14 protein-coding genes and 1 pseudogene are annotated in these 20,344 nt (G+C 65.4%); 4 read left to right on the top strand and 11 right to left on the bottom strand.

What is annotated here, in order from left to right; translation table 11 throughout:
- From ACYVOC_RS14710 to ACYVOC_RS14695, 4 genes and pseudogenes are all read right to left on the bottom strand, one after another.
- Nucleotides 1-149 (bottom strand): annotated as a pseudogene (locus ACYVOC_RS14710) (ABC transporter permease); the annotation flags it as partial.
- Between the two features lies 1 nt (nt 150).
- Nucleotides 151-1,230: an ABC transporter permease gene (locus ACYVOC_RS14705; RefSeq protein WP_116005924.1), complete on the bottom strand. Its 1,080-nt coding sequence runs from the start codon at nt 1,228-1,230 to the stop codon at nt 151-153.
- The gene (locus tag ACYVOC_RS14700) at nt 1,217-2,827 is read right to left on the bottom strand and encodes an ABC transporter ATP-binding protein (RefSeq protein ID WP_116003123.1); all 1,611 of its coding nucleotides are present in this window, start codon (nt 2,825-2,827) and stop codon (nt 1,217-1,219) included. The genes ACYVOC_RS14705 and ACYVOC_RS14700 overlap by 14 nt, the downstream gene beginning before the upstream one ends.
- Nucleotides 2,828-2,903: 76 nt before the next feature.
- Complete coding sequence (locus ACYVOC_RS14695; protein ID WP_461162283.1) at nt 2,904-3,836, bottom strand: LysR family transcriptional regulator; 933 nt, start codon at nt 3,834-3,836, stop codon at nt 2,904-2,906.
- A gap of 266 nt (nt 3,837-4,102) precedes the next feature.
- Between ACYVOC_RS14695 and xdhA the strand changes: the two genes are divergently transcribed.
- Both xdhA and xdhB read left to right on the top strand, forming a co-directional pair.
- Nucleotides 4,103-5,593 carry a xanthine dehydrogenase small subunit gene (gene xdhA / locus ACYVOC_RS14690; RefSeq protein ID WP_461162282.1) on the top strand — a complete coding sequence of 497 codons (1,491 nt, stop codon included), beginning with the start codon at nt 4,103-4,105 and terminating at the stop codon, nt 5,591-5,593.
- A complete protein-coding gene (gene xdhB / locus ACYVOC_RS14685) occupies nt 5,590-7,902 on the top strand; it encodes a xanthine dehydrogenase molybdopterin binding subunit (protein ID WP_461162281.1) in 2,313 nt (770 codons plus the stop codon). Before xdhA ends, xdhB begins: the two co-directional genes overlap by 4 nt.
- On the opposite strand, the gene ACYVOC_RS14680 is transcribed toward xdhB, so the two are convergent.
- The 5 genes from ACYVOC_RS14680 to ACYVOC_RS14660 all read right to left on the bottom strand — a co-directional run bounded on the left by ACYVOC_RS14680 (nt 7,888) and on the right by ACYVOC_RS14660 (nt 16,844).
- Complete coding sequence (locus ACYVOC_RS14680; protein ID WP_461162280.1) at nt 7,888-9,987, bottom strand: sensor domain-containing diguanylate cyclase; 2,100 nt, start codon at nt 9,985-9,987, stop codon at nt 7,888-7,890. The genes xdhB and ACYVOC_RS14680 overlap by 15 nt on opposite strands.
- Nucleotides 9,988-10,182: 195 nt before the next feature.
- Nucleotides 10,183-10,809: a Crp/Fnr family transcriptional regulator gene (locus ACYVOC_RS14675; RefSeq protein WP_116003119.1), complete on the bottom strand. Its 627-nt coding sequence runs from the start codon at nt 10,807-10,809 to the stop codon at nt 10,183-10,185.
- Between the two features lie 151 nt (nt 10,810-10,960).
- The gene (locus ACYVOC_RS14670; RefSeq protein ID WP_461162279.1) at nt 10,961-12,397 is read right to left on the bottom strand and encodes an efflux transporter outer membrane subunit; all 1,437 of its coding nucleotides are present in this window, start codon (nt 12,395-12,397) and stop codon (nt 10,961-10,963) included.
- The gene (locus tag ACYVOC_RS14665) at nt 12,390-15,548 is read right to left on the bottom strand and encodes an efflux RND transporter permease subunit (protein WP_461162278.1); all 3,159 of its coding nucleotides are present in this window, start codon (nt 15,546-15,548) and stop codon (nt 12,390-12,392) included. Before ACYVOC_RS14665 ends, ACYVOC_RS14670 begins: the two co-directional genes overlap by 8 nt.
- 12 nt (nt 15,549-15,560) lie before the next feature.
- The gene (locus ACYVOC_RS14660; RefSeq protein ID WP_461162277.1) at nt 15,561-16,844 is read right to left on the bottom strand and encodes an efflux RND transporter periplasmic adaptor subunit; all 1,284 of its coding nucleotides are present in this window, start codon (nt 16,842-16,844) and stop codon (nt 15,561-15,563) included.
- 166 nt (nt 16,845-17,010) lie between these two features.
- On the opposite strand from ACYVOC_RS14660, the gene ACYVOC_RS14655 reads away from it, so the two are divergent.
- On the top strand, nt 17,011-17,652 hold the full coding sequence (locus ACYVOC_RS14655) for a TetR family transcriptional regulator (protein WP_461162276.1): 642 nt from the start codon (nt 17,011-17,013) through the stop codon (nt 17,650-17,652).
- Here ACYVOC_RS14655 and ACYVOC_RS14650 read toward each other — a convergent pair whose 3' ends face one another.
- Together ACYVOC_RS14650 and xdhC are read right to left on the bottom strand one after the other, a co-directional pair.
- Nucleotides 17,653-18,879 (bottom strand): urate hydroxylase PuuD, encoded by a 1,227-nt coding sequence (locus ACYVOC_RS14650; protein ID WP_461162275.1) that lies wholly within the window; start codon nt 18,877-18,879, stop codon nt 17,653-17,655.
- 220 nt (nt 18,880-19,099) lie between these two features.
- Entirely contained in the window at nt 19,100-19,915 is an 816-nt protein-coding gene (gene xdhC, locus ACYVOC_RS14645; RefSeq protein ID WP_461162274.1) for a xanthine dehydrogenase accessory protein XdhC, read from the bottom strand.
- A 102-nt stretch (nt 19,916-20,017) separates the two neighbouring features.
- On the opposite strand from xdhC, the gene ACYVOC_RS14640 reads away from it, so the two are divergent.
- Nucleotides 20,018-20,344 (top strand): hypothetical protein (locus tag ACYVOC_RS14640; protein WP_461162300.1); only part of this gene is annotated, 327 nt, incomplete at its 3' end.

Genomic DNA, 20,344 nt, shown 5'->3' with positions numbered 1-20,344 from the left:
AAGCCCGCTATGGCGGCGCACAGCATCATGCCCTCGGCCCCGAGGTTGACGATGCCGGCCTTTTCGTTGATGAGCAGGCCCAGGGCCGCAATGGCCAGAACCGTGCCCGCACTGAGCGTGGCACCGATAAGGAGTGCGTAGGATTCCATATCAGGCTCCTGCCTTCACACCAGAGGGGCGCACCCAACGCACGCGGTAGGCAATCAGGGTATCGCAGGCCAGCAGCGAGAACAGCAGCAAACCCTGGAACACGCCAGTGAGCGATTTGGGCAGGCCCAGGCGCGACTGCGCCAGTTCGCCACCGATGTAGAACATGCTCATGAGAATGGCCGAAAACACCATGCCTACCGGATGCAGGCGCCCCACAAAGGCCACGATGATGGCCGCAAAGCCGTAGCCCGCAGGCACATAGGGTGTGAGCTGACCGATCGGCCCAGCCACCTCCAGCGCCCCCGCCAACCCAGCCGATCCGCCCGAGATGAGCAGCGCCGTCCAGAGCGCACGGCGCGACGAAAACCCGGCATAACGGGCTGCAGCAGGCGCCAGACCGCCCACCTGCTGTGCAAACCCAGCGCGCGAACGAAACAGGAAAACCCACAACGCTGCGGCGCTGGCGAGCGCAATGTACAGGCCGATATGCATACGCGAACCCGCCATCAGGCGCGGGATCTGCGTCACTTTCTCAAAAGTGCGCGTCTGCGGAAAGTTATAGCCCATCGGGTCCTTCCAGGGGCCAAACACCAGAAAACTCAGCAGCAATGTGGCCACGTAGACCAGCATCAGGCTGACCAGGATTTCATTGGCATTGAAACGGTCGCGCAGCAGCGCCGTGAGCCCCGCCCAGACCATGCCCCCCAGCACACCGGCCAGCAGCAGCGCAGGCACGATCCAGGCGCCCGTGTCCTTGCTGGCCAGCAGTGCCACACCGCCTGCGGCAATGGCACCCATCACAAACTGACCCTCGGCACCGATGTTCCAGACGTTGGAGCGAAAGCACACCGCCAGGCCCAGGGCAATCAGCAACAGCGGCGTGGCCTTGACCATGAGTTCGCCCAGTGCGTACTGCGAGCGCACCGGCTCCCAGAAAAAAATCTGTAGACCGCGCAGCGGGTCCTTGCCCAGCAGAGAGAAAAGCGCCACGCCAATCAGCACCGTGACGCACAGTGCCAGCACGGGCGATCCATAGGTCCAGAGGCGCGAGGCCTGGGGCCGGGGTTCAAGCTTCAACATGGGAAACCCCGCTTTGCAGTTCTGCCAATTGCGCGCGGTTGCGCGCCAGGTGGGCCTGCACATCGGCATGCCACAGGCCGCTCATCCATTCGCCAATGCGCGGGGCCGTGGCCTGGGCCCGATCGACCGAAGGCGACAGACGGCCCTTGGCCATCACGTACATGCGGTCGCTGATGTCAAACAGCTCCTCCAGTTCTTCGCTGAGCACCAACACGGCACAACCGGCATCGCGCAAGCGCAGGATTTCGCTGCGGATCTGCTGCGCAGCGCCCACATCGACGCCCCAGGTGGGCTGTGAAACGATAAGCAGGGTCGGGTTGGCCGAAACTTCCCGCCCGACGATGAATTTCTGCAGGTTGCCACCTGAGAGCGACTGGGCCGCCGCGTGCGGCCCACCGGCCCGAACGCCAAAGCGCTCGATGATGGCCTGCGCCTGCGCCTGCAACACAGACATGCGAATCCAGCCTCCCCAGCCCACGGCATCGTTGCGGGTGAGCAGCAGGTTATGCGCCAGGCCCATGCTGGGCACGGCACCCCGCCCCAGGCGTTCTTCGGGCACAAAGTGCAGGCCCAGCGCGCGGCGCTGGCGTGGGCCCAGGTGCCCGGCGTTCTGGCCTGCCACCTGCACCGTGTCGGGCCGGGCGCGCTGGTCCTCACCCGACAGCGCATACAACAGCTCTCTTTGCCCGTTGCCCGAGACTCCGGCAATGCCCACCACCTCGCCGGCACGCACATCGAGCTGCAGGTCCACCAGGTCCACGCCAAATGGGTCGGTGCGTGGCAGGCTCAGGCCCGCCACGCGCAGCACGGTGTCGCCGGTCTGGGCGGCGCGGTGCTCCAGCGCCGGCGGCTCGGCACCGATCATCAGGCGCGAGAGCGAGGCGTTGGATTCTTCACGCGGGTCGCACACGCCTGTCACCTTGCCACCGCGCAGCACCGTGCAGGCCGTGCACAGAGCGCGGATCTCGTGCAGCTTGTGGCTGATGTAGAGGATGCTGCAGCCCTCCTGCGCCAGCTTGCGCAGCACCACGAAGAGCTTTTCGACCGCCTGGGGCGTGAGCACCGAGGTGGGTTCATCAAGGATGAGCAAACGCGGCTCGGTCAGCAGGGCGCGGATGATCTCCACGCGCTGCATCTCGCCCACGCTCAGGGTGTGCACCGGGCGCAGCGGATCGATGTCCAGGCCGTACTCCTGCGCCTTGGCGGTGATGCGGCGGGTGACGTCGGCCAGGGAATGGCTTTTGTCCAGCCCCAGCCAAACGTTCTCGGCCACGGTCAGCGTGTCGAACAGGCTGAAATGCTGGAACACCATGGCAATGCCCAGGTGCCGCGCCTCCTGCGGGTTGCGGACCTGCACGGTGCGGCCATCGAAAGACACACTGCCCTCGTCGGGGCGGGTGGCGCCGTAGATGATCTTCATCAGCGTGGACTTGCCAGCGCCGTTTTCGCCCAGCACGGCGTGGATTTCACCGGGCTGCACGACCAGCGACACGCCGCTGTTGGCCACCACGGCGGGGTAGCGCTTGGTGATGCCCGTGAGCTGCAACCGGGGCGGCGTTGCCGTACCAGTCGCGGAAAGGGGTGCGGTGGAACTCATGCGGGCGATTGTCTCTCAGTTTGTTACTTTTATTGAAGAAATTGGCGTCTTACGCTGATAGGGTAAGCGCTGATAGCTATTGTTTTCGCAGTGAAAGCGCAACCCCCCGGATGCATTCACGCAACCACATCGCCGCCGCTGAGTGGTGGCTGCGCGCATGCCAGAGCTGGTAATACATGAGTGGCGGAAAATGCACCGGGCACGGCAGGATGGCCACGGGCAGGCGGTCCGTAAAGCGCTCGCAGTACTGGCGCCCCGTGGTCAGCACCAGCAAGCTGGAGGCCACGATGTCCGGAATCAGGCTGAAATGCGCACAGCGCGCGGTGATGTTGCGGGCCAAACCCTGGGTGTCGAGATAGCCATCAATCACGCCGCGCGCACCCGGGTGCGTGGGCGTGGGCGCAATGTGCTCAGCCTCCAGCCACTCGTCAATGTCCCAGCCCCGGCGCATGGCGGGGTGTTCCTGGCTGACCAGGCACACCACTTCGTCGGACAACAACCGACCCAGGTGCAGGTCGTCCGGGGGCTGCGGCCAGTTGCCAATGACCACATCGGCCTCACCTTGTGCCAGCAGCGCGTGGTAGTGGGCATCGGGCGAGAGCGGCAAGATTTCGATGGGGCACAGCGGCGCTTCGTGCTTGATGCGCGCCATCAGACGCGGCAGAAAAAACGGGTCAAGGTAGTCGCTTGCTGCCACGCGGAAGGTGCGTGTGGCGCTGCGCGGGTCGAAGCCGCGTGCATCGGAAAACAGTGCCTCGGCCGCGCGCAGGATGGCACCGGCTGGCTCCACCATGCGCAGCGCCGCATCGGTGGGCACCATGGCGCTGCCCGAGCGCACCAGCAAGGGGTCGCCCGCCAGGGTGCGCAGGCGTTTGAGCGCGCTGGATACCGCCGGCTGGTGCATGCCCAGCCGCACGGCCGCCCTCGATACGCTGCGTTCAGTCAACACGGTATGCAAGACCCTTATGAGATGGAGGTCTATCTTGTCGAAAAGGGCTTGGTCTCTCATAGCTGTGCAGGCATTCCCGTCATACGGCGAGGCTTATGTCGCGAGGCGCAGCACGCTCTACCCTAGGAGCCTGTCGGGCTTGGTAAACGTCGGCTGCAAATCGACCGCAGCAGCCCATTTTCCACCGTCTTTTTGCCCCATAGCCGGGCTATGGGGCTGCAAATCCGGCAAAAACTGGTCTCGCTGGGGTCGATTCTCGCTTTCGACGCCCCAAGTCCGACAGACTCCTAGAACGTCCGCAGTCCATCCGCTGTAACCTCTCGACCATGCGCTCTTTGCAATTCATCCGCCGCGGCCAGCCGATAGCGTTGGCCAATGTACCACCCGACCGCACGCTCTTGCAGGTGCTGCGCGAGGACCTGGGCCACACCGGCACCAAAGAGGGCTGCGGCGAAGGCGACTGCGGCGCCTGCACCGTGGTGATCGGCGAGGCCGATGGCGACGGCGTGGCGTACCGCGCCATCAACGCCTGCATCTGCCTGGCGCATTCCATCGATGGCAAGGCGCTGTGGACCGCCGAAGACCTGGCGCTCGATCCGCTCATCCTGCCCACCGACGCGGCGGACCCGGGCAGCGCCCTGCATCCAGTGCAGCAGGCCCTGGTAGACCACCACGCATCGCAGTGCGGGTTCTGCACGCCGGGTTTTGTCATGAGCCTGTTCGCCCTGTACCAGAACCGGGTCTGCCACGGCCAGCCCGTCACGCGCGAGCAGGCAGTGCAAGACCTCTCGGGCAACCTGTGCCGCTGCACCGGCTACCGCCCCATCCTGGACGCCGCCCAGGAGATGCACACCCTGCCCCGCATGCAGGTGGACGAGGCCGCTTTGCTACAACAATTAGAGCTACTAGCGCTTACCCATAGGCCGCTAGAGCAAGATTTTTCCTATATTTCCCCCACCACGCTTGATGCCCTGCTGGCGGCACGCGCCACGCACCCGCAGGCACAACTGGTGGCGGGCTGCACCGACGCAGGGCTGTGGGTGACCAAGCAGCACCGCCAGTTGGGCCAGGTGCTCGACGTGACCCGCGTGGCCGAGCTGCGCCAGATCACCGAGGCAGCAGACCACACGGCCATCGGCGCCGCCGTGCGCCTGCAGGACGCCTTTGAAGCGCTGGTGCAGCGCAGGCCGCAACTGCACACCTTTGCCACCCGCTTTGCAGGGCTGCCGGTGCGCAACGCCGGCACGCTGGGGGGCAACATTGCCAACGGCTCGCCGATTGGTGACTCCATGCCGCTGCTCATTGCCCTGCGCGCCCGCGTGGTGCTGGCCAGCCCCCGGGGCGAGCGCATTCTGGCGCTGGAAGACCTGTACACCGGGTACCGCCAGAACGTGCTGTCGCCCGACGAAGTGCTGGCGCGCATTCTGGTGCCCCACCCTGCCAAGGCTGAGCTGTTGCGCGCCTACAAGGTGTCCAAGCGCTTCGACGACGACATCTCTGCGGTGTGCCTGGTGCTGTGCCTGCACCTGGAGGGCGGCGCGGTGCGCAGCGCCTCCATCGGTGCTGGTGGCGTGGCCGCCGTGCCTGCCCGCGCGCACCAGGCCGAGGCCGCTCTCACAGGCCAGCCCTGGGACGAAGCTGCGGTGCAGCGCGCAGCGCAGGCGCTGCAGACCGAGTTCACCCCCCTGTCCGACATGCGTGCCAGCAGTGCGTACCGGCGCACCGTGCTGGCCCGGCTGGTGCAGCGCTTCTGGCTCGAAAGCCAAGGCCACACCGATGTGTCGCTGGAGAGCTTCCGGCTGGAGGAATCGGCATGAGCGCCCACCGCACCATGGGCCAGTCGCACCCGCACGAAAGCGCGTACGCGCAGGTAGCGGGCGCAGCGCACTACATCGACGATCTGCCCGAAGTCAAAGGCACGCTGTATGCGGCTCCCATCCTCTCGCCCGTGGCGCATGGTCGCATCAACAGCCTGGACACAGCACCCGCCCTGGCCATGCCCGGCGTGCGCGCTGTGGTACTGGCACACGACATCCCCGGCGACCCGGTGCTGGCCGCGTTTGCCCACGACGAGCCCATTTTTGCCCAGGACACCGTGCAACATGTGGGCCAGGTCATCGGCCTGGTCGTGGCCGAATCGATCATGCAGGCCCGCCGCGCTGCCCGCGCCGTACGGCCCGACATCACCCCCTTGCCCGCCATCCTCACCATCGACGCCGCATTGCAAGCCCAAAGCCAGGTGCTGCCGCCCGTGGTGGTGCGCCGGGGCACACCCGAGGCCGCACTGCAGGGGGCACCCCACCGCCTGAGCGGCCAGCTGGAAGTGGGCGGGCAAGAGCACTTCTATCTGGAAGGCCAGATCGCATACGCCCTGCCGCTGGAGCAGGGGCAGTGGTGGATCCACTCCAGCACGCAGCACCCGGGCGAGGTGCAGCACTGGGTAGCGCATGCCCTGGGCATTGCCAATCACGCGGTGCGTGTGGAATGCCGCCGCATGGGCGGCGGATTTGGCGGCAAGGAAACCCAGGCCGGCCACTTGGCGGTGTGGGCCGCATTGGCCGCGCAAAAAACAGGGCACGCCATCAAACTGCGCCTCGACCGCGACGACGACTTCGTGGTCACCGGCAAACGCCATCCGTTCGCCTACGAGTGGGATGTGGGCTTTGACGATACCGGGCGCATCACCGCGCTCAAACTGCAGATGGCAGCCAACTGCGGCTTCTCGGCCGACCTGTCAGGCCCCGTGTGCGACCGCGCCGTCTTCCATGCCGACAACGCCTATTACCTGGAGAACGTGGAGATCACCTCGCACCGCTGCCGCACCAACCTGCAAAGCCACACGGCTTTTCGCGGCTTTGGCGGACCACAGGGTGTGATTGCCATCGAAACCATCATCGGCGACATTGCCCGCGCACTCGGGCGCGACGCGCTGGACGTGCGCCTGGCCAACCTCTACGGCACCACGGAACGCAACGTCACCCACTACCAGATGCCGGTGGAGGACAACATCCTGCACGATTTGCTTCCAAAATTGGAGCAAACCGCACAATACCGGCAGCGCCAAGAGGCCATTGCCGCTTGGAACGCTGCCAACCCGGTGCTCAAGCGCGGTCTGGCCATCACGCCGGTGAAATTCGGTATCAGCTTCACCGCCACGCTGTTCAACCAGGCAGGCGCCCTGGTGCATGTGTACACCGACGGCAGCGTGCAGGTAAACCACGGCGGCACCGAGATGGGCCAGGGCCTGCACACCAAGGTGGCGCAGATCGTGGCCGACGAATTGGGCGTGCCCTTGCACCGCGTGCGCGTGACGGCCAGCGACACCAGCAAGGTGCCCAACGCCAGCGCCACGGCGGCCAGCAGCGGCACCGACCTCAATGGCCGCGCGGCGCAGTTTGCCGCACGCAATGTGCGCGACAACCTGGCCTCGTTCGTCTGCGGGCTGGACGGCTGCGGCGCGGGCGCCATCCGTTTCGAGGGTGGGCGTGTGATCTCGCCCAAGACCGAGCGCAGCTTCGAGGAAGTGGTGAATGCAGCCTATGCCAACCGCATCCAGCTCTGGAGCGACGGTTTTTACCGCACGCCCAAAATCCACTACGACAAGACCACGCTGACGGGTCGGCCCTTCTACTACTTCGCCTATGGCGCGGCCTGCACCGAAGTGGCGGTGGATACGCTCACCGGCGAGAACCGCGTGCTGCGTGTGGACATCCTGCACGACGTGGGCCACAGCATCAACCCGGCCATAGACCTCGGGCAGATCGAGGGCGGTTTTGTGCAAGGCATGGGCTGGCTCACCACCGAACAACTGGTCTGGAACGACCAGGGCCAGCTCGCCACGCACGCACCCAGCACTTACAAGATTCCAGCGACGGGCGACATCCCCGCTCACTTCAAGGTCGATCTGTGGCCCGAAGCCAACCGCGAGGACAACGTGGGTGGCAGCAAAGCCGTGGGTGAGCCGCCCTTCATGCTGGCCATCAGCGTCTATGAAGCACTGCGCAACGCCGTGGCCGCTGCACGCGGCGCCAGCGCTGGACCGGTGCAACTGACCGCACCGGCCACCGCAGAAAACATGCTGCACGCGCTCGGCGCAATGGATTCGACCGGGTCAACCAGCCGCTAGCATGCTCCCCTGCACCATGCGCTGCACCACCTGGTTGCGCCCGGCGCGCTTGGCGTCGTAGCAGGCCATATCAGCCGCATGCAGCACGGCGGCTACATCCTGCAGGCCAGGCTCCAGCGGCACCATGCCAATGCTCACCCCCAGGGTGAAGCTGCGCCCCTGGTAGACAGGCTCCCAGCCTTGCACTGCGGCGCGCAACTGCTCGGCCACGGCCAGGCCATGCGCGCTGGAGCAGCCCGGCAGCACCACCGCAAATTCGTCTCCGCCCAGCCGCGCAGCCCAGCCCGACTGGCGCACCTGCACCTCCAGCAAGCGGGCGACATGGCGCAGCACATCGTCGCCCGCATCGTGGCCCGCCACATCGTTGACCACGGTGAAATGGTCCAGGTCGAGGAACAGCACCACGCCCGAAACGGAAAGCCCCTCGACACCGTTCAGCGGTGTTGGCCGACTGTCGGTGGGAGGCTGGTCCGCGGCCAGCAGAAGTCGCAAGCGCTGCTCGAAGCCCTGGCGGTTCTCCAGTTGGGTCAGCGGGTCGTGCGTGGTGACCCAGCTATCCTGGCGGCGCTCTTCGTGCGCAGCCGTCATTTCTTCCACCATCCACACGCGGTCACCATCCGGCGCCTGAAGATCAACCGCACGCCCCTGCACCCGCGCCCACACCGGGCTGCCATCCTTGCGGCGCAGGCACACGTCGCCGCCAAAGCCGCCATGCACGGCAAACGAATCCTCGATGCGCCGATCCAGGCCAAAGGAATCCCGCTCTGCCGGGTAGATGCAGGCCAGCGGCTGGCCCTGCAACTCGACGGGGACAAAGCCCAGCATCTGGCAGGCCTGGCGGCTCATGGAGACCAGGCGATCACCACGGGTGATGGCAATGCCCACCGAGCTAACATCCAGGATCGCCTGGTATTGGCGCTCCAGTATGCGATGGCGCTGCTGCGCATCGTCCTGCTGGTTCTGTACGCCTTCAAACACCTCGACCAGGGCGCCCACCTCACCACCAGCACGAGGCCAAGGCATGGCGCCAGGGACGTCGGCGGAACCATCCAGCAATTGCCCGGCACGATCACGCAGTTGCGCGAGCGGCTGGAACATCCAGAACGCCAACAAAGCAAACAAGGCTACGGTCAAGGCTATAGCGGCCGCCGCGAGCCACCACGCCTTGCGCTGCGCACCTTGCAGTGGGGCCAATAGCGCCTGCGTATCGCTGACCCGTGCCACCATCCATTGCGGCAGCGGCATGCCCGCCATGCTGACAATATGTCCCGGCACCATCTCGGTGCTGGCAGCGCCCATCACCGGACTATCGTGCTCCAGCCAACGTGCAAAAACCGGCGCCAGACCCGGTTCATCGTGCACCTGCCCCATGACACGCGCAGGGTCGGAATGCGACAGAATCGTGCCCTCGCGGGTGAACACCACCAGCCGGGTATCCGCCCGTTGCGGCACGGCCATGGAAATGGGCAGCAAACCCTGGGACTGCAGCCGCAACATGCCCGCCACCACACCCAGTACCGTGCCATCATCCCGGTGCAGCGGCATGGTGAACATGATGCGCGCCTCGCTGGAGCGGCTGGCCATCAGCTCGGCCACCATGGGCTTGCCATCGACCAGTGTGCGCCGCAAGGCATCACGTGCCGGGGGCTCCAGGTTTGCGGTCTTTTCGAAACGGCCGTTTTGCAGGTTGACACGCAATTCACCATCCTGCCGCGCCACCAGCATGGAATCAAAAAACTGCACAGCGGGAAGACTCTGTTGCAGCAGCCACTCCAGGCTGGCCGGAAGCTCCAGCATCTCGGGCGTAATACCTTCAGCGACGTTGCGCAGCACTTTCTGGCTCTGCTCGATCTTGCTGGCCAAGAGCCGTGCAAACACTTCCACCTCATCGGTCTGCTGGTCCTCCATGCGCTGCACGGCTTCCTGCCCCGACGCCCGCGCCACCAACCAGCCCGAAACAGCGCCCGACAGCGCAATGGCCAGGGCCGCCAGCACCACCAGCCGCAGCGCCAGCGCTCCCGGCAGCGCCCAATGGGGCGCCGTGGTTTCTGCCACCGCCAGTGCTGCGTCCGTTGGGGGTGTCATGCGCACCCCCAACCCTGCGCATGCAGGCGGAGCCAGAAAAAAAGGAGTGGGATTGATGGCGTCGACATAAGAGTGCATTGAATATACGCACCCCTTTTGCACTCCGGCTTGGGTGGAACCCTCAGCGATTCACGGGGACAAACCCTGAGCGCTACAGAAAGGACGCTGCAATCATCTGCAGCGACAGCACCCGAATCAGCCGCCGCTGGCCAGCATTTCAAGCGCCCCAGGCTGTGGGAGCTTGAGCACGTTGCCCGACCCCATGATCAGGCCATGTTCGCGCAGACTGCGCAGCACTCGGGAAAAAGTCTCGGGTGCAATGCCGAGCTGCGCAGCAATCAAACGCTTGCGCTGGTTCAGCGTGACGCTCATGGCGCCATTGCTGTCGTGCTGTGCATGGCGCAGCAACCACTGGGCACACCGGGCCTCGGCATCCTGGGCCAGACGGCTCACGGCCAGTTCGGTTTGCTGCCGGTAGCCTACGGCCATATCGTGCAGCAGCAACTGCGCGGCCTTGGGCAAGGCCTCCACGCTGCGTATGAAGTCTTCGATGGGTTGGCGGCGCAGCTGAACACGGGTTTCGGTCACCATGTCTACGGCGCAGGGCACGCCCAGCATGGCGGCAGCGCCGTCGAGCCAGAACGGGCCCTCGACCACGCCCAGCTGGTGGCGCATCTGTCCGTCTTCACGGATGCCCAGCTGCACCCGCCCACTCACCAGGTGCAAGACCGTATTGAGATTTTCATTGCGCACGCGCAGCACTTCGCCAGGCGCCACGACCTCGCATTCCACGGGCAATTCTGGGGAGTAGTTCGGCAACATATGGCGTGCACTTTGCAATGCGAACCCGTGCCGATGTTTGAGACAAATCAAGTTGAGGACGCACAACCGGGGGAGTCGGCGCCAATTTGCCTTGCATCAAGAGTTTTCCGAGGCTGTCCGCATGGGGCAACACAGGGAAAACCCGATGCTATCACCCCTGTGGCGCGGCGTCTGTCAGAACCCAACCGCCTCCCAGGGCTTTGTACACGGCCACCTGGTTCTGCTGCAAGGCCAGCCGTATTTGGGCCAGAGCCTGCTGGCTGGCGAACAGTGCGCGCTGCGCGTCCAGCACATCGAGGTAGCTTGCAACGCCGTTGCGATAGCGCAGATCAGCGAGGCGGAAACGATCGGCCTCGGCCTCGGCCTGCTGCTGCTGCGCATGCCACTGCTCGCCCAGCGTCGCGCGCCCGGCCAAAGCATCGGCCACTTCGCGGAAAGCACTCTGAATGGCTTTCTCATATTGCGCCACGGCAATGTCGCGCCCTGCCAAGGCCGAATCGAGCCCTGCCTGGTTGCGCCCCGCATCAAAAATAGGGAGCAACATCTGCGGCGCCAGGGTCCAGCCCCAAGAACCGTCCTTGAACAGGCCCGACAGTGCATTGCTGGCCGATCCTGCACTGGCAGTCAGTGCAATGCGCGGGAAAAAGGCGGCCTTTGCGGCACCGATATTGGCGTTGGCCGCCAGCAGCAACTGCTCGGCCTGGCGCACATCAGCGCGGCGTGCCAGCAGGTCTGACGGCAGCCCGGCCGGAACACTGGCGAACGGCGTGCCGCCCGTATCCCGCGTGTCGAGCAGATCTGGCGACAAAGGCTGCCCGACCAGCAGGGTCAGCGTGTTCACATCCAGCGCCCGCAGGCGCTGCTGCTGTGCCAGTGCAACGCGCGCAGCGGCGACCAGCGACTCCGCCTGGCGCAGGTCCAGCGCAGAGGTCACACCCTCGTCAAAACGCAGACGGATCAAGCGCAGCGAATCCTCACGGGTAGCCAGAGTACGTTCTGTCAGCACCAGCAATGCATCGTTGGTCTGCAGGCTCAGCCAGGTATTGGCTACAGAGGCAACCAGGCTCGTCTGCACAGCACGGCGGGCCTCTTCGGTGGAGAGATACTGCGCCAGCGCGGCATTCTTGAGGCTGGCGATGCGGCCAAAGAAGTCGATTTCCCAGGAGGCCAGCGCCAGTCCCGCCGTATAGGTGCTGCTGATACCCCCGCCCGATGCGGGCTGGCGGTTGCCGGTGGCGGCCAGGTTGATGGTGGGCGTCTGGTCGGCGCTGCGAATCTGGTACTGCGCACGGGCCTGCTCAATGGACAGTGCTGCCACACGCAGATCGCGGTTATCGGCCAGGGCTTTGTCGATCAAGGTGCGCAATCGGGCATCGGTCACAAAGTCCTGCCAGAGCAAATCACCCGCCGGTGTGGCAGATGCCTCCTGGCTCTGGACGCCGAAAGTCGGCCATTGCGTCGCCACGGGCGCGGCAGGGCGCTCGTACACCGGGGCCATCGACGTGCACCCGGCCAGCGCCAAGGCGGCCAGCGCGCTGCAGATCGAGCTGCTGCGCAGGGAAAATGGGATGGCTTGTGTCTTACGCATGGTGGTCTCCCGCCCCGGTCTGGTGTGCATGTTCTGCATCGAATTGCTGCTGCCGCGCGCTGCCCTTGAACAGGCCGCGCACCACGACGAAGAAGATCGGTACGAAAAACACGGCCAGCGTGGTTCCCACCACCATGCCCGCGATCACGCCGGTGCCAATGGCCCGCTGGCTCGCCGAACTGGCGCCCGAGGCAATGGCCAGGGGCAGAACACCGAGGATGAAAGCCAGCGAGGTCATGACGATCGGACGGAACCGCAGATGCGCAGCGGCCAGCGCCGATTCGACGACACTCTTGCCTTGCGCCTGCAGGTCTTTCGCAAACTCGATGATCAGGATGGCGTTCTTCGCCGACAGGCCGATGATGGTGATCAGCCCCACCTGGAAGTACACATCGTTGGACATGCCGCGCAGGCTCACGCCCAGCAGCACTCCCAGCACCCCCAGCGGCACCACCAGGATGACCGACAGCGGAATCGACCAGCTTTCATACAGGGCCGCCAGGCACAAAAACACGGCCAGGATGGCAAAGCCGTACAGCACCATGGCCTGCGAGCCGGCCATTTTTTCTTCGCGCGACTGACCCGTCCATTCAAAGCCGAACCCCACCGGCAGCTGCGCGGCCATGCGTTCCATCTCGGCCATGGCATCGCCGGTGCTGTAGCCGGGCGCCGCACCCCCGGCGATGCGCATCGCCGGATAGCCGTTGTAGCGCACGGTCTGCATGGCACCACTGATCCAGCGCGTGGTGGCAAACGCCGACAGCGGCACGGCCTTGCCCTGGCTGTTGAGTGCGGTCAGCTTCAGAATGTCATCGGGCTGCATGCGGGCCTCGGCCTCGGCCTGCACCACCACACGCTGCAGGCGCCCGGCGTTCGGGAAGTCGTTGATATAGGCCGAGCCCAGCGCGGTGGAAATGGCGTTGTTGATGGCGGCAAAACTCACGCCCTGCGCGCTGGCCTTATCGCGGTCGATATCAACCTGCAATTGCGGCGCGTCTTCCAGGCCATCGGGTCGCACGCCGGCCAGGATTTTGCTTTTGGACGCCATGCCCAGCATCTGGTTGCGCGCCGCCACCAGCGCATCATGGCCGTTGCCGCCGCGGTCCTGCAGCCGGAAGGTGAAGCCCGAGCTCACCCCCAGCTCAGGAATGGCGGGGGGGCTCAGCGCAAAAATGAACGCATCGCGCACACCCGACAGCGCGCCCATGGCCCGGCCCGCGATGGCTTCGGCCGTGTGCCCGGCACCCGCACGCTCGGACCAGTCCTTGAGTGTGACGAACGACAGGCCGGCATTCTGCCCCTGGCCCGAGAAGCTGAAGCCCAGCACGGCCACCATGTTCTTGACTTCGGGTTGCTTGAGCATGAAGTCCTCGACCTTTTCGACCACGGCCTGGGTGCGTTCCAGCGTGGCGCCAGGCGGCAGCTGGATGTTGACCAGCAGGTTGCCCTGGTCTTCGTTCGGCAGGAACGAGGTCGGCAGGCGCATGTACAGCACGCCCACGGCGGCGATCAGCGCGACATAGATGACCATCATCCGGCCACCGCGGCGCAGCAGCTTGGCCACCCAGCCTTCATAGCCTTTGGCGGTGCGGGCAAAGCCCCGGTTGAAACCGCCAAAAAACCCCTTCTTGGCGTGCCCATGCCCGGCCTCGACCGGCTTGAGCAGGGTGGCGCACAGCGCGGGCGTGAGCGACAGCGCCATGAAGGCGGAAAAGGCGATGGACACCCCCATCACCGCCGAGAACTGGCGGTAGATGTTGCCCACCGAGCCGGCAAAAAAGGCCAATGGCAAAAACACCGAAATCAGCACCACGGTGATGCCGATGATGGCGCCCGAAATCTGGCCCATGGCCTTGCGCGTGGCCTCCAGCGGCGGCAGGCCCTCCTCGTTCATGATGCGCTCGACGTTTTCCACCACCACAATGGCGTCGTCCACCACGATGCCGATCACCAGCACCATGCCGAACATGGTCAGCACGTTGATCGAAAAGCCCATTGCCAACAGCGCCCCAAAGGTGCCCAACAGCGCCACCGGCACCACGATGGTCGGGATGATGGTGTAGCGGAAGTTCTGCAGGAACAGGAACATCACCAGAAACACCAGCGCGATGGCTTCAAGCAGGGTCATGGCGACCTGCTTGATGGAAATCTTGACGAAGTCGGAGCTGTCGTAGGGAATGGTCCAGCTTACGCCGGACGGAAAGTATTTTTCCAGCTCGGCCATGCGGGTCTTGACCGCCGTGGCCGCCGCCAGCGCATTGCCCGAGGGCGACAGCTGCACCCCCATGCCGGTGGCGGGCTTGCCATTGAGGCGCGCGGTGGTGGCATACGACTGGGCGCCCAGTTCGATGCGTGCCACATCCTTGAGGCGCACCGTGGAGCCGTCGGCATTGGCGCGCAGCACGATGTCACCAAACTCCTTGGTCGAACTGATCTGCCCCGGCACCACCACGGTGGCCGAGATCGTCTGACCGCTCAGGTTGGGCAATTCGCCCAGGCTACCGGCCGACACCTGCGCGTTCTGCGCCTGGATGGCGCTGGCCACGTCGGCCGCAGACAGGTTAAAGCCCTGCAGCTTGGCCGGGTCCACCCAGACGCGCATGGCGCGCTCGGCACCGAACAGCTGCACCTGGCCGATGCCGGGCAGGCGCTGCAGTTCGGGCACCACGTTGCGCGCGGCGTAGTCGCTCAGCGCGTTGACGTCGAACTTAGGGTCGGCCGACGACAGCATGGTGAACAGCAGGAAGTTGCTGCGCGACTTGTCCACACGCACACCCTGCTGGTTCACCACCGAAGGCAGTCGCGGCGTGGCGCGCGACAGGCGGTTCTGCACCTCGACCTGCGCCAGATCGGCATTCGTGCCCGGCTCGAAGCTCAGCGTGAGGGTGCCGGTGCCGTTCGCCTGGCTCACGGCCTCCATGTAGGCCAGGCCGGGCGCGCCGTTCATTTCGCGCTCGATCACGGCCAGCACGCTGTCTTCCAGCGTTTGTGCCGAAGCACCGGGATAGGCAGCGCTGACGACGATGGTCGGCGGCGCCACCGAGGGGTATTGCGACACTGGCAGCTTGGTGATCGACACGGCGCCCAGCACCATGATGAACAAGGCAATCACCCACGCGAAGATGGGGCGGTCAATAAAGAACTTGGCCATGGGGCTGGCTCCTTATTGCTGGCCGGCGCTGGCGGCCGCAGCAGGGGCGCTGGCGGCAGGCGCAGCCGCTGGTGCGGCGGCGCTGCCGGGGGCCTGCCAGGGCACGGCCTTCACCGGCGTGCCGGGCGGCATCATCTGCAGCTTCTGGAAGCCATCGACCATGACCTGCTCGCCTTCCTTCAGGCCCTCCAGCACGATCCACTGGTTGTTGCGGGCCGCACCCACCTTCACCATGCGCGGGCTGGGCTTGCCGTCGGCGCCCACCACCATGATCCGGTCGCCCTGCTGGGTGCGTGTGACCGCCTGCTGGGGCAGCGTGATGGCGTTGGCCACCTGGGCCTGCTCCAGCCGCACGCGCACATACAGGCCCGGCAGCAAATCGCCCTTGGGGTTGGGCACCTCGGCGCGCAGCGTGATCTGGCCCGTGCTGGCGTCCACCGTCAGGTCGGAAAACAGCAGCTTGCCGGGGCGGGCGTATTCGCTGCCATCTTCGAGCACCAGGCGCACGCTGGCGGCTTCACTGCCCCCGGCGCGCTGCAGCTGGCCATCGGCCAGCGCGCGGCGCAGCTTCATCACCTCGCCAGCCGACTGGGTGAAGTTGACATACACCGGGTCGATCTGCTGGATGACGGCCAGTTGCGTGGCCTCGCCCTGCCCCACCAGAGCCCCCTCGGTGACCAGGGCGCGACCGATGCGGCCCGAAATCGGCGCCGTGACGCTGGCGTAATTCAGGTTGATGCGGCCCGTCTGCACCGCCGCCTTGCCTGCGGCGACATCGGCCTCGGCCTGCTTTTGCGCCGCCACGGCGTTGGCATATTCCTGCTGGCTGACGGCATTGGCGGCCACCAGGGGCTTGTAGCGCTCGGCCAGCGCGGTCGCCTGGGTCAGGTTGGCCTGGGCGCGTGCCAGCGTGGCTTCGGCACTCTGCAAGGCCGCTGCATAGGGCGCGGAGTCTATGGTGAAAAGGGGCTGCCCCGCCTTCACGTCACTGCCCTCGCGGAACAGCCGTTTCTGCAAGATGCCAGCGGCACGCGCCCGCACCTGCGCCACGCGCGAGGCCTCCAGGCGGCCGGGCAGCTCGGTGATCAGGCCGACATCGCCCGGTTTGGCCACCACCACGCCCACTTCGGGCGGCGGCATGCCGCCCCCGGGTGGCGCGGCGGGCGCATCACCCTTGCCGCAGGCCGAGAGCAGCAGCGCCGCGCCCAGACAGCCGGCGGCGAGGGCCTGCCGCTGGCGCGACCGGTGGGATGCGGGGGACAGGGCAGAAACAATCGGGGCTTGGCGCAAGAGCATGGGATTCCTTCGGAAAAGTCCGTCCGTGGAGTGCACGAAAGCAGGCAGTCTAATTTTTTTCTGTGAAACGTGCGTACACCCGTCATCGACGGATGTTGGGTTGTGGAGTATACATACATCCTTGAATGTATGTATAGTAAAGGGCTTGCCTCCAGGAGAAATGTCCATGGCCCGCCGCACCAAAGCCGATGCCCAGGCAACGCGCAACGCGCTGCTCGACGCTGCAGAGCGCCTGTTCGAGGAAAAAGGGGTTTCACGCACCTCGCTCAATGACATCGCGGTGGCCGCCGGTGCCACGCGCGGCGCCATCTACTGGCACTTCAAGGACAAGGCAGACCTGTTCAACGCCATGATGGAACGTGCCACCCTGCCCATGGAGCAACTGCTCACCGGCACCGGGCCCGATGCGCCCCCCGCCAGCATGCAAGTGGTGTGCGACGCCATGCTGGAGGGCTTGCGCCGTATTGCCAGCGACGCGCAATTGCGCCGCGTGATGCAAATTGCCATCCACCGCGTGGAATATGTGGAAGAACTGGGAGCCGTGCAGGCCCGCCACCTACAGATGCACCGGCAATGGCTGGCGCGCAACCGCATTGCACTGGAACGCGCCTTTGCCGAACGCCCCTGGCCCACCGCCGTGCCGCCCGACATGGCTGCCCTGGGCCTGCAGGTGCTGATCGAAGGCCTGCTCCAAAGCTGGCTGCTGGACCCGCAAGCGTACGACCTGGTGCAGGCCGCCCGCATCAGCGTGGGCACTTACCTGCGCGGGCTGGGCCTGGAGGTCTGGCCCAGCAACAACAAGGTGTAATTATTGAACCGGAGCGCCTGCGTCGTGCCAGCGGGCAATCAGGTCGCGCTCGGCGTCGGTCATTTGCGTGGCATTGTTCATGGGCATGAGCTTTTGCAGCACCACTTGCTGGTAGATGAGCAGAGCGCGCGGCGCCACCTGCTGGGCACTGTCAAGACGCACGCCCTTCATCTGCACGTCGGGCCCATGGCATTGCACACAGCGCTCCTGCAACACCGCCTGCACCTTTTCATAGTCAAAATGGCCTGCAGCGCTTGTCAATGCAGCGCTACCAGCTTCTGAAGTGATAGCAACCACAGGCGCAGGCCGCAGCCACACCACCGCGCCGACAATCACCGCCACGCCGACCAGCGCATACGGCCAGGGGTGGGCGTTGCGGCCCAGCTTGAAGCCATGGCGCAGGACGAAAAACTGCCGGATGGCCGCGCCCGCGAACATCATGAGGATCAACACCAGCCAGTTTTGCGGGTGGCTCCAGGTGAAGCTGTAGTGCCCGCTGAGCATGGCAAACAGCACCGGCAGCGTGAAGTAGGTGTTGTGCACGCTGCGCTGCTTGCCGCGCTTGCCATGGATGGGGTCCACCGGCCGCCCGGCCTTGAGGTCGGCCACCACGGTGCGTTGGCCGGGGATGATCCAGAAAAACACGTTGGCGCTCATGGCCGTGGCCATCATCGCGCCGACGAGCAAAAAGGCTGCACGCCCGGCAAACCAGTGGCAGGCCAGCCACGAGGCAATGCAGACCAGCACCAGCACCAGCGCTCCGACGATGGCATCGCCCTTCTTGCGCTGGCCAAACACGCGGCAAATGGCGTCGTACAACAGCCAGAACACCACCAGAAAGGCGAGCGCAGCCACCACGGCCGTGGCGGGCGCCCAGTCCATGCGCGACTTGTCCACCAGGTAGGTACCAGCGCTCCAGAGGTAGGACACGGTAAACAGCGAGAAGCCGCTCAGCCAGGTGCTGTAGCTCTCCCAATAGAACCAGTGCAGGTGCCCGGGGAGCTTGGGGGGCGAGACGTTGAACTTGACCGGGTGGTAAAACCCCCCGCCGTGCACAGCCCACAGCTCGCCACTGACGCCCTGCTTTTTCAGGTCGTCGTCTTCGGGCGGCGTAAGGCTGCTGTCGAGAAAAACGAAATAGAAGGACGAGCCAATCCACGCAATCGCGGTGATGACATGCACCCAGCGCAGCAGCAGATTGGCCCAGTCGAGAAGGTAGCTTTCCATGATTTTTCACCCTGGTGGCGCCACCAGGGCGCCATTGGCAACCTGCTCACCACTGCGGGCGCTCTGAGCAGCTCATTTCCGTGCCCGATCCATCGGGCAGAGAAACCACGAGGCCGCGCACCAGGACAAACCGTTGCCAGGGCACCGCTGCGACCAAAACGCAAAGTGTATGCAAATTTTGTGCGCAATTGAGCCCCACTGCAATCCAAACGCCCCGGGATTACCCTGCGTGGTCCGCGTCCAGCGTCTGCAACAACTGCGCTGCCACGGCCACGGCAATCACCTCGGGCGCCTTGCCGGTAATGCCAGGCACGCCGATCGGGCAGGTCACCTGCGCCAGTTCCTGGGCGGTAAAACCCCGCTCCTGCAGGCGGTGGCGAAAGGTCGCCCACTTGGTGTGGCTGCCGATCAGGCCGATGAACGGCAAATCGCCCTGCGCACGTTGGCGCCGCAGGCAGGCGGCCACCACGTCCAGGTCTTCGGCGTGGCTGAAGCTCATGATGAGCACGCGCGAACCCGTTGCCAGACCGGGCACCGCATCCTGCACGGGCTCGGAATGTTCGCACACCACGCCTTGCGGCATACCCGTTGGGAAAATGCCGTCGCGGCTGTCGATCCAGGTCAGCGCCAGCGGCAGCGGCGCCAGCGCCTGCGCCAGTGCATGGCCCACATGGCCGCCACCAAACAGCGCCACGGGCGTGAGGCGGGGCGCCAGGCGCTGCTGCAGGCGCGGGCCATCGGCACTGCTGATCGGCTCGAACTGCAGGTACATGATGCCGCCACAGCACTGGCCCAGGCTGGGCCCCAGCGCATAGCGCAGCAACGCTGGCCCGGTGGCGCCGGCCAGGCGGCGGCGTGCCTCGGCAATGGCCTGGAATTCCACATGCCCGCCGCCGATGGTGCCTACCAGTTGGTCGGCAAACACGGCCATCCAGGCGCCGCGTTCGCGCGGGGCAGAGCCCTCGGTGCGATCTACGGACACAAGGCAGGCAGGGCCAAAACCCAGTTTTTCCAGTAAAAGATGCAAAAATGCCATATTCCCAGCGTTCCGACAGATTGCAGCGGCTTCCACATGCACCAAAACCCGCCTCCTCCACAAAAAACTGCCCAGCGCAGCCCTTGGTTGCTGGCAAGCCTGATGGCGGCCGTCACGGCGTTGGTGGCGGCCTGCAGGTCCACGCCCGTCAGCACCATTCCACCCGACAGCCGAACACCCAGTGATTCGACCATGGGCCCAGCCACCCGCACGCCCCCCGTCTCGCCACCGTCGGGGGCACGCAATCCCAAAGACTATCGCAAGGATGCGGCGCAGCACCTCTATGGGCTGAATACGCAGCGCATCTTCAAGGGCAAACTGCCGCCGCAGCTCTATGCCATCGGCGTGCTGGAGGTCAACATCGACCGTGCAGGCCGCGTCACCGGACTGCACTGGTTGCGCGCCCCCCGCCATGCCCCCGAAGTGACC

This window comes from Simplicispira piscis (genome assembly GCF_054783455.1).
The sequence above is the reverse complement of the archived record's forward strand: the minus strand, read 5'-3'. Positions and strand labels throughout refer to the sequence as shown.

What these genes read in the sequence shown, in the direction of transcription:
- ACYVOC_RS14655 (WP_461162276.1), top strand. Translation starts at nt 17,011, where the DNA reads ATGGCCCGCCGCACCAAAGCCGATGCCCAGGCAACGCGCAACGCGCTG.
- ACYVOC_RS14700 (WP_116003123.1), bottom strand. Translation starts at nt 2,827, where the DNA reads ATGAGTTCCACCGCACCCCTTTCCGCGACTGGTACGGCAACGCCGCCC.
- ACYVOC_RS14695 (WP_461162283.1), bottom strand. Translation starts at nt 3,836, where the DNA reads ATGAGAGACCAAGCCCTTTTCGACAAGATAGACCTCCATCTCATAAGG.
- ACYVOC_RS14660 (WP_461162277.1), bottom strand. Translation starts at nt 16,844, where the DNA reads ATGCTCTTGCGCCAAGCCCCGATTGTTTCTGCCCTGTCCCCCGCATCC.
- xdhB (WP_461162281.1), top strand. Translation starts at nt 5,590, where the DNA reads ATGAGCGCCCACCGCACCATGGGCCAGTCGCACCCGCACGAAAGCGCG.
- xdhC (WP_461162274.1), bottom strand. Translation starts at nt 19,915, where the DNA reads ATGGCATTTTTGCATCTTTTACTGGAAAAACTGGGTTTTGGCCCTGCC.
- ACYVOC_RS14665 (WP_461162278.1), bottom strand. Translation starts at nt 15,548, where the DNA reads ATGGCCAAGTTCTTTATTGACCGCCCCATCTTCGCGTGGGTGATTGCC.
- ACYVOC_RS14705 (WP_116005924.1), bottom strand. Translation starts at nt 1,230, where the DNA reads ATGTTGAAGCTTGAACCCCGGCCCCAGGCCTCGCGCCTCTGGACCTAT.
- ACYVOC_RS14650 (WP_461162275.1), bottom strand. Translation starts at nt 18,879, where the DNA reads ATGGAAAGCTACCTTCTCGACTGGGCCAATCTGCTGCTGCGCTGGGTG.
- xdhA (WP_461162282.1), top strand. Translation starts at nt 4,103, where the DNA reads ATGCGCTCTTTGCAATTCATCCGCCGCGGCCAGCCGATAGCGTTGGCC.
- ACYVOC_RS14670 (WP_461162279.1), bottom strand. Translation starts at nt 12,397, where the DNA reads ATGCGTAAGACACAAGCCATCCCATTTTCCCTGCGCAGCAGCTCGATC.
- ACYVOC_RS14680 (WP_461162280.1), bottom strand. Translation starts at nt 9,987, where the DNA reads ATGACACCCCCAACGGACGCAGCACTGGCGGTGGCAGAAACCACGGCG.
- ACYVOC_RS14675 (WP_116003119.1), bottom strand. Translation starts at nt 10,809, where the DNA reads ATGTTGCCGAACTACTCCCCAGAATTGCCCGTGGAATGCGAGGTCGTG.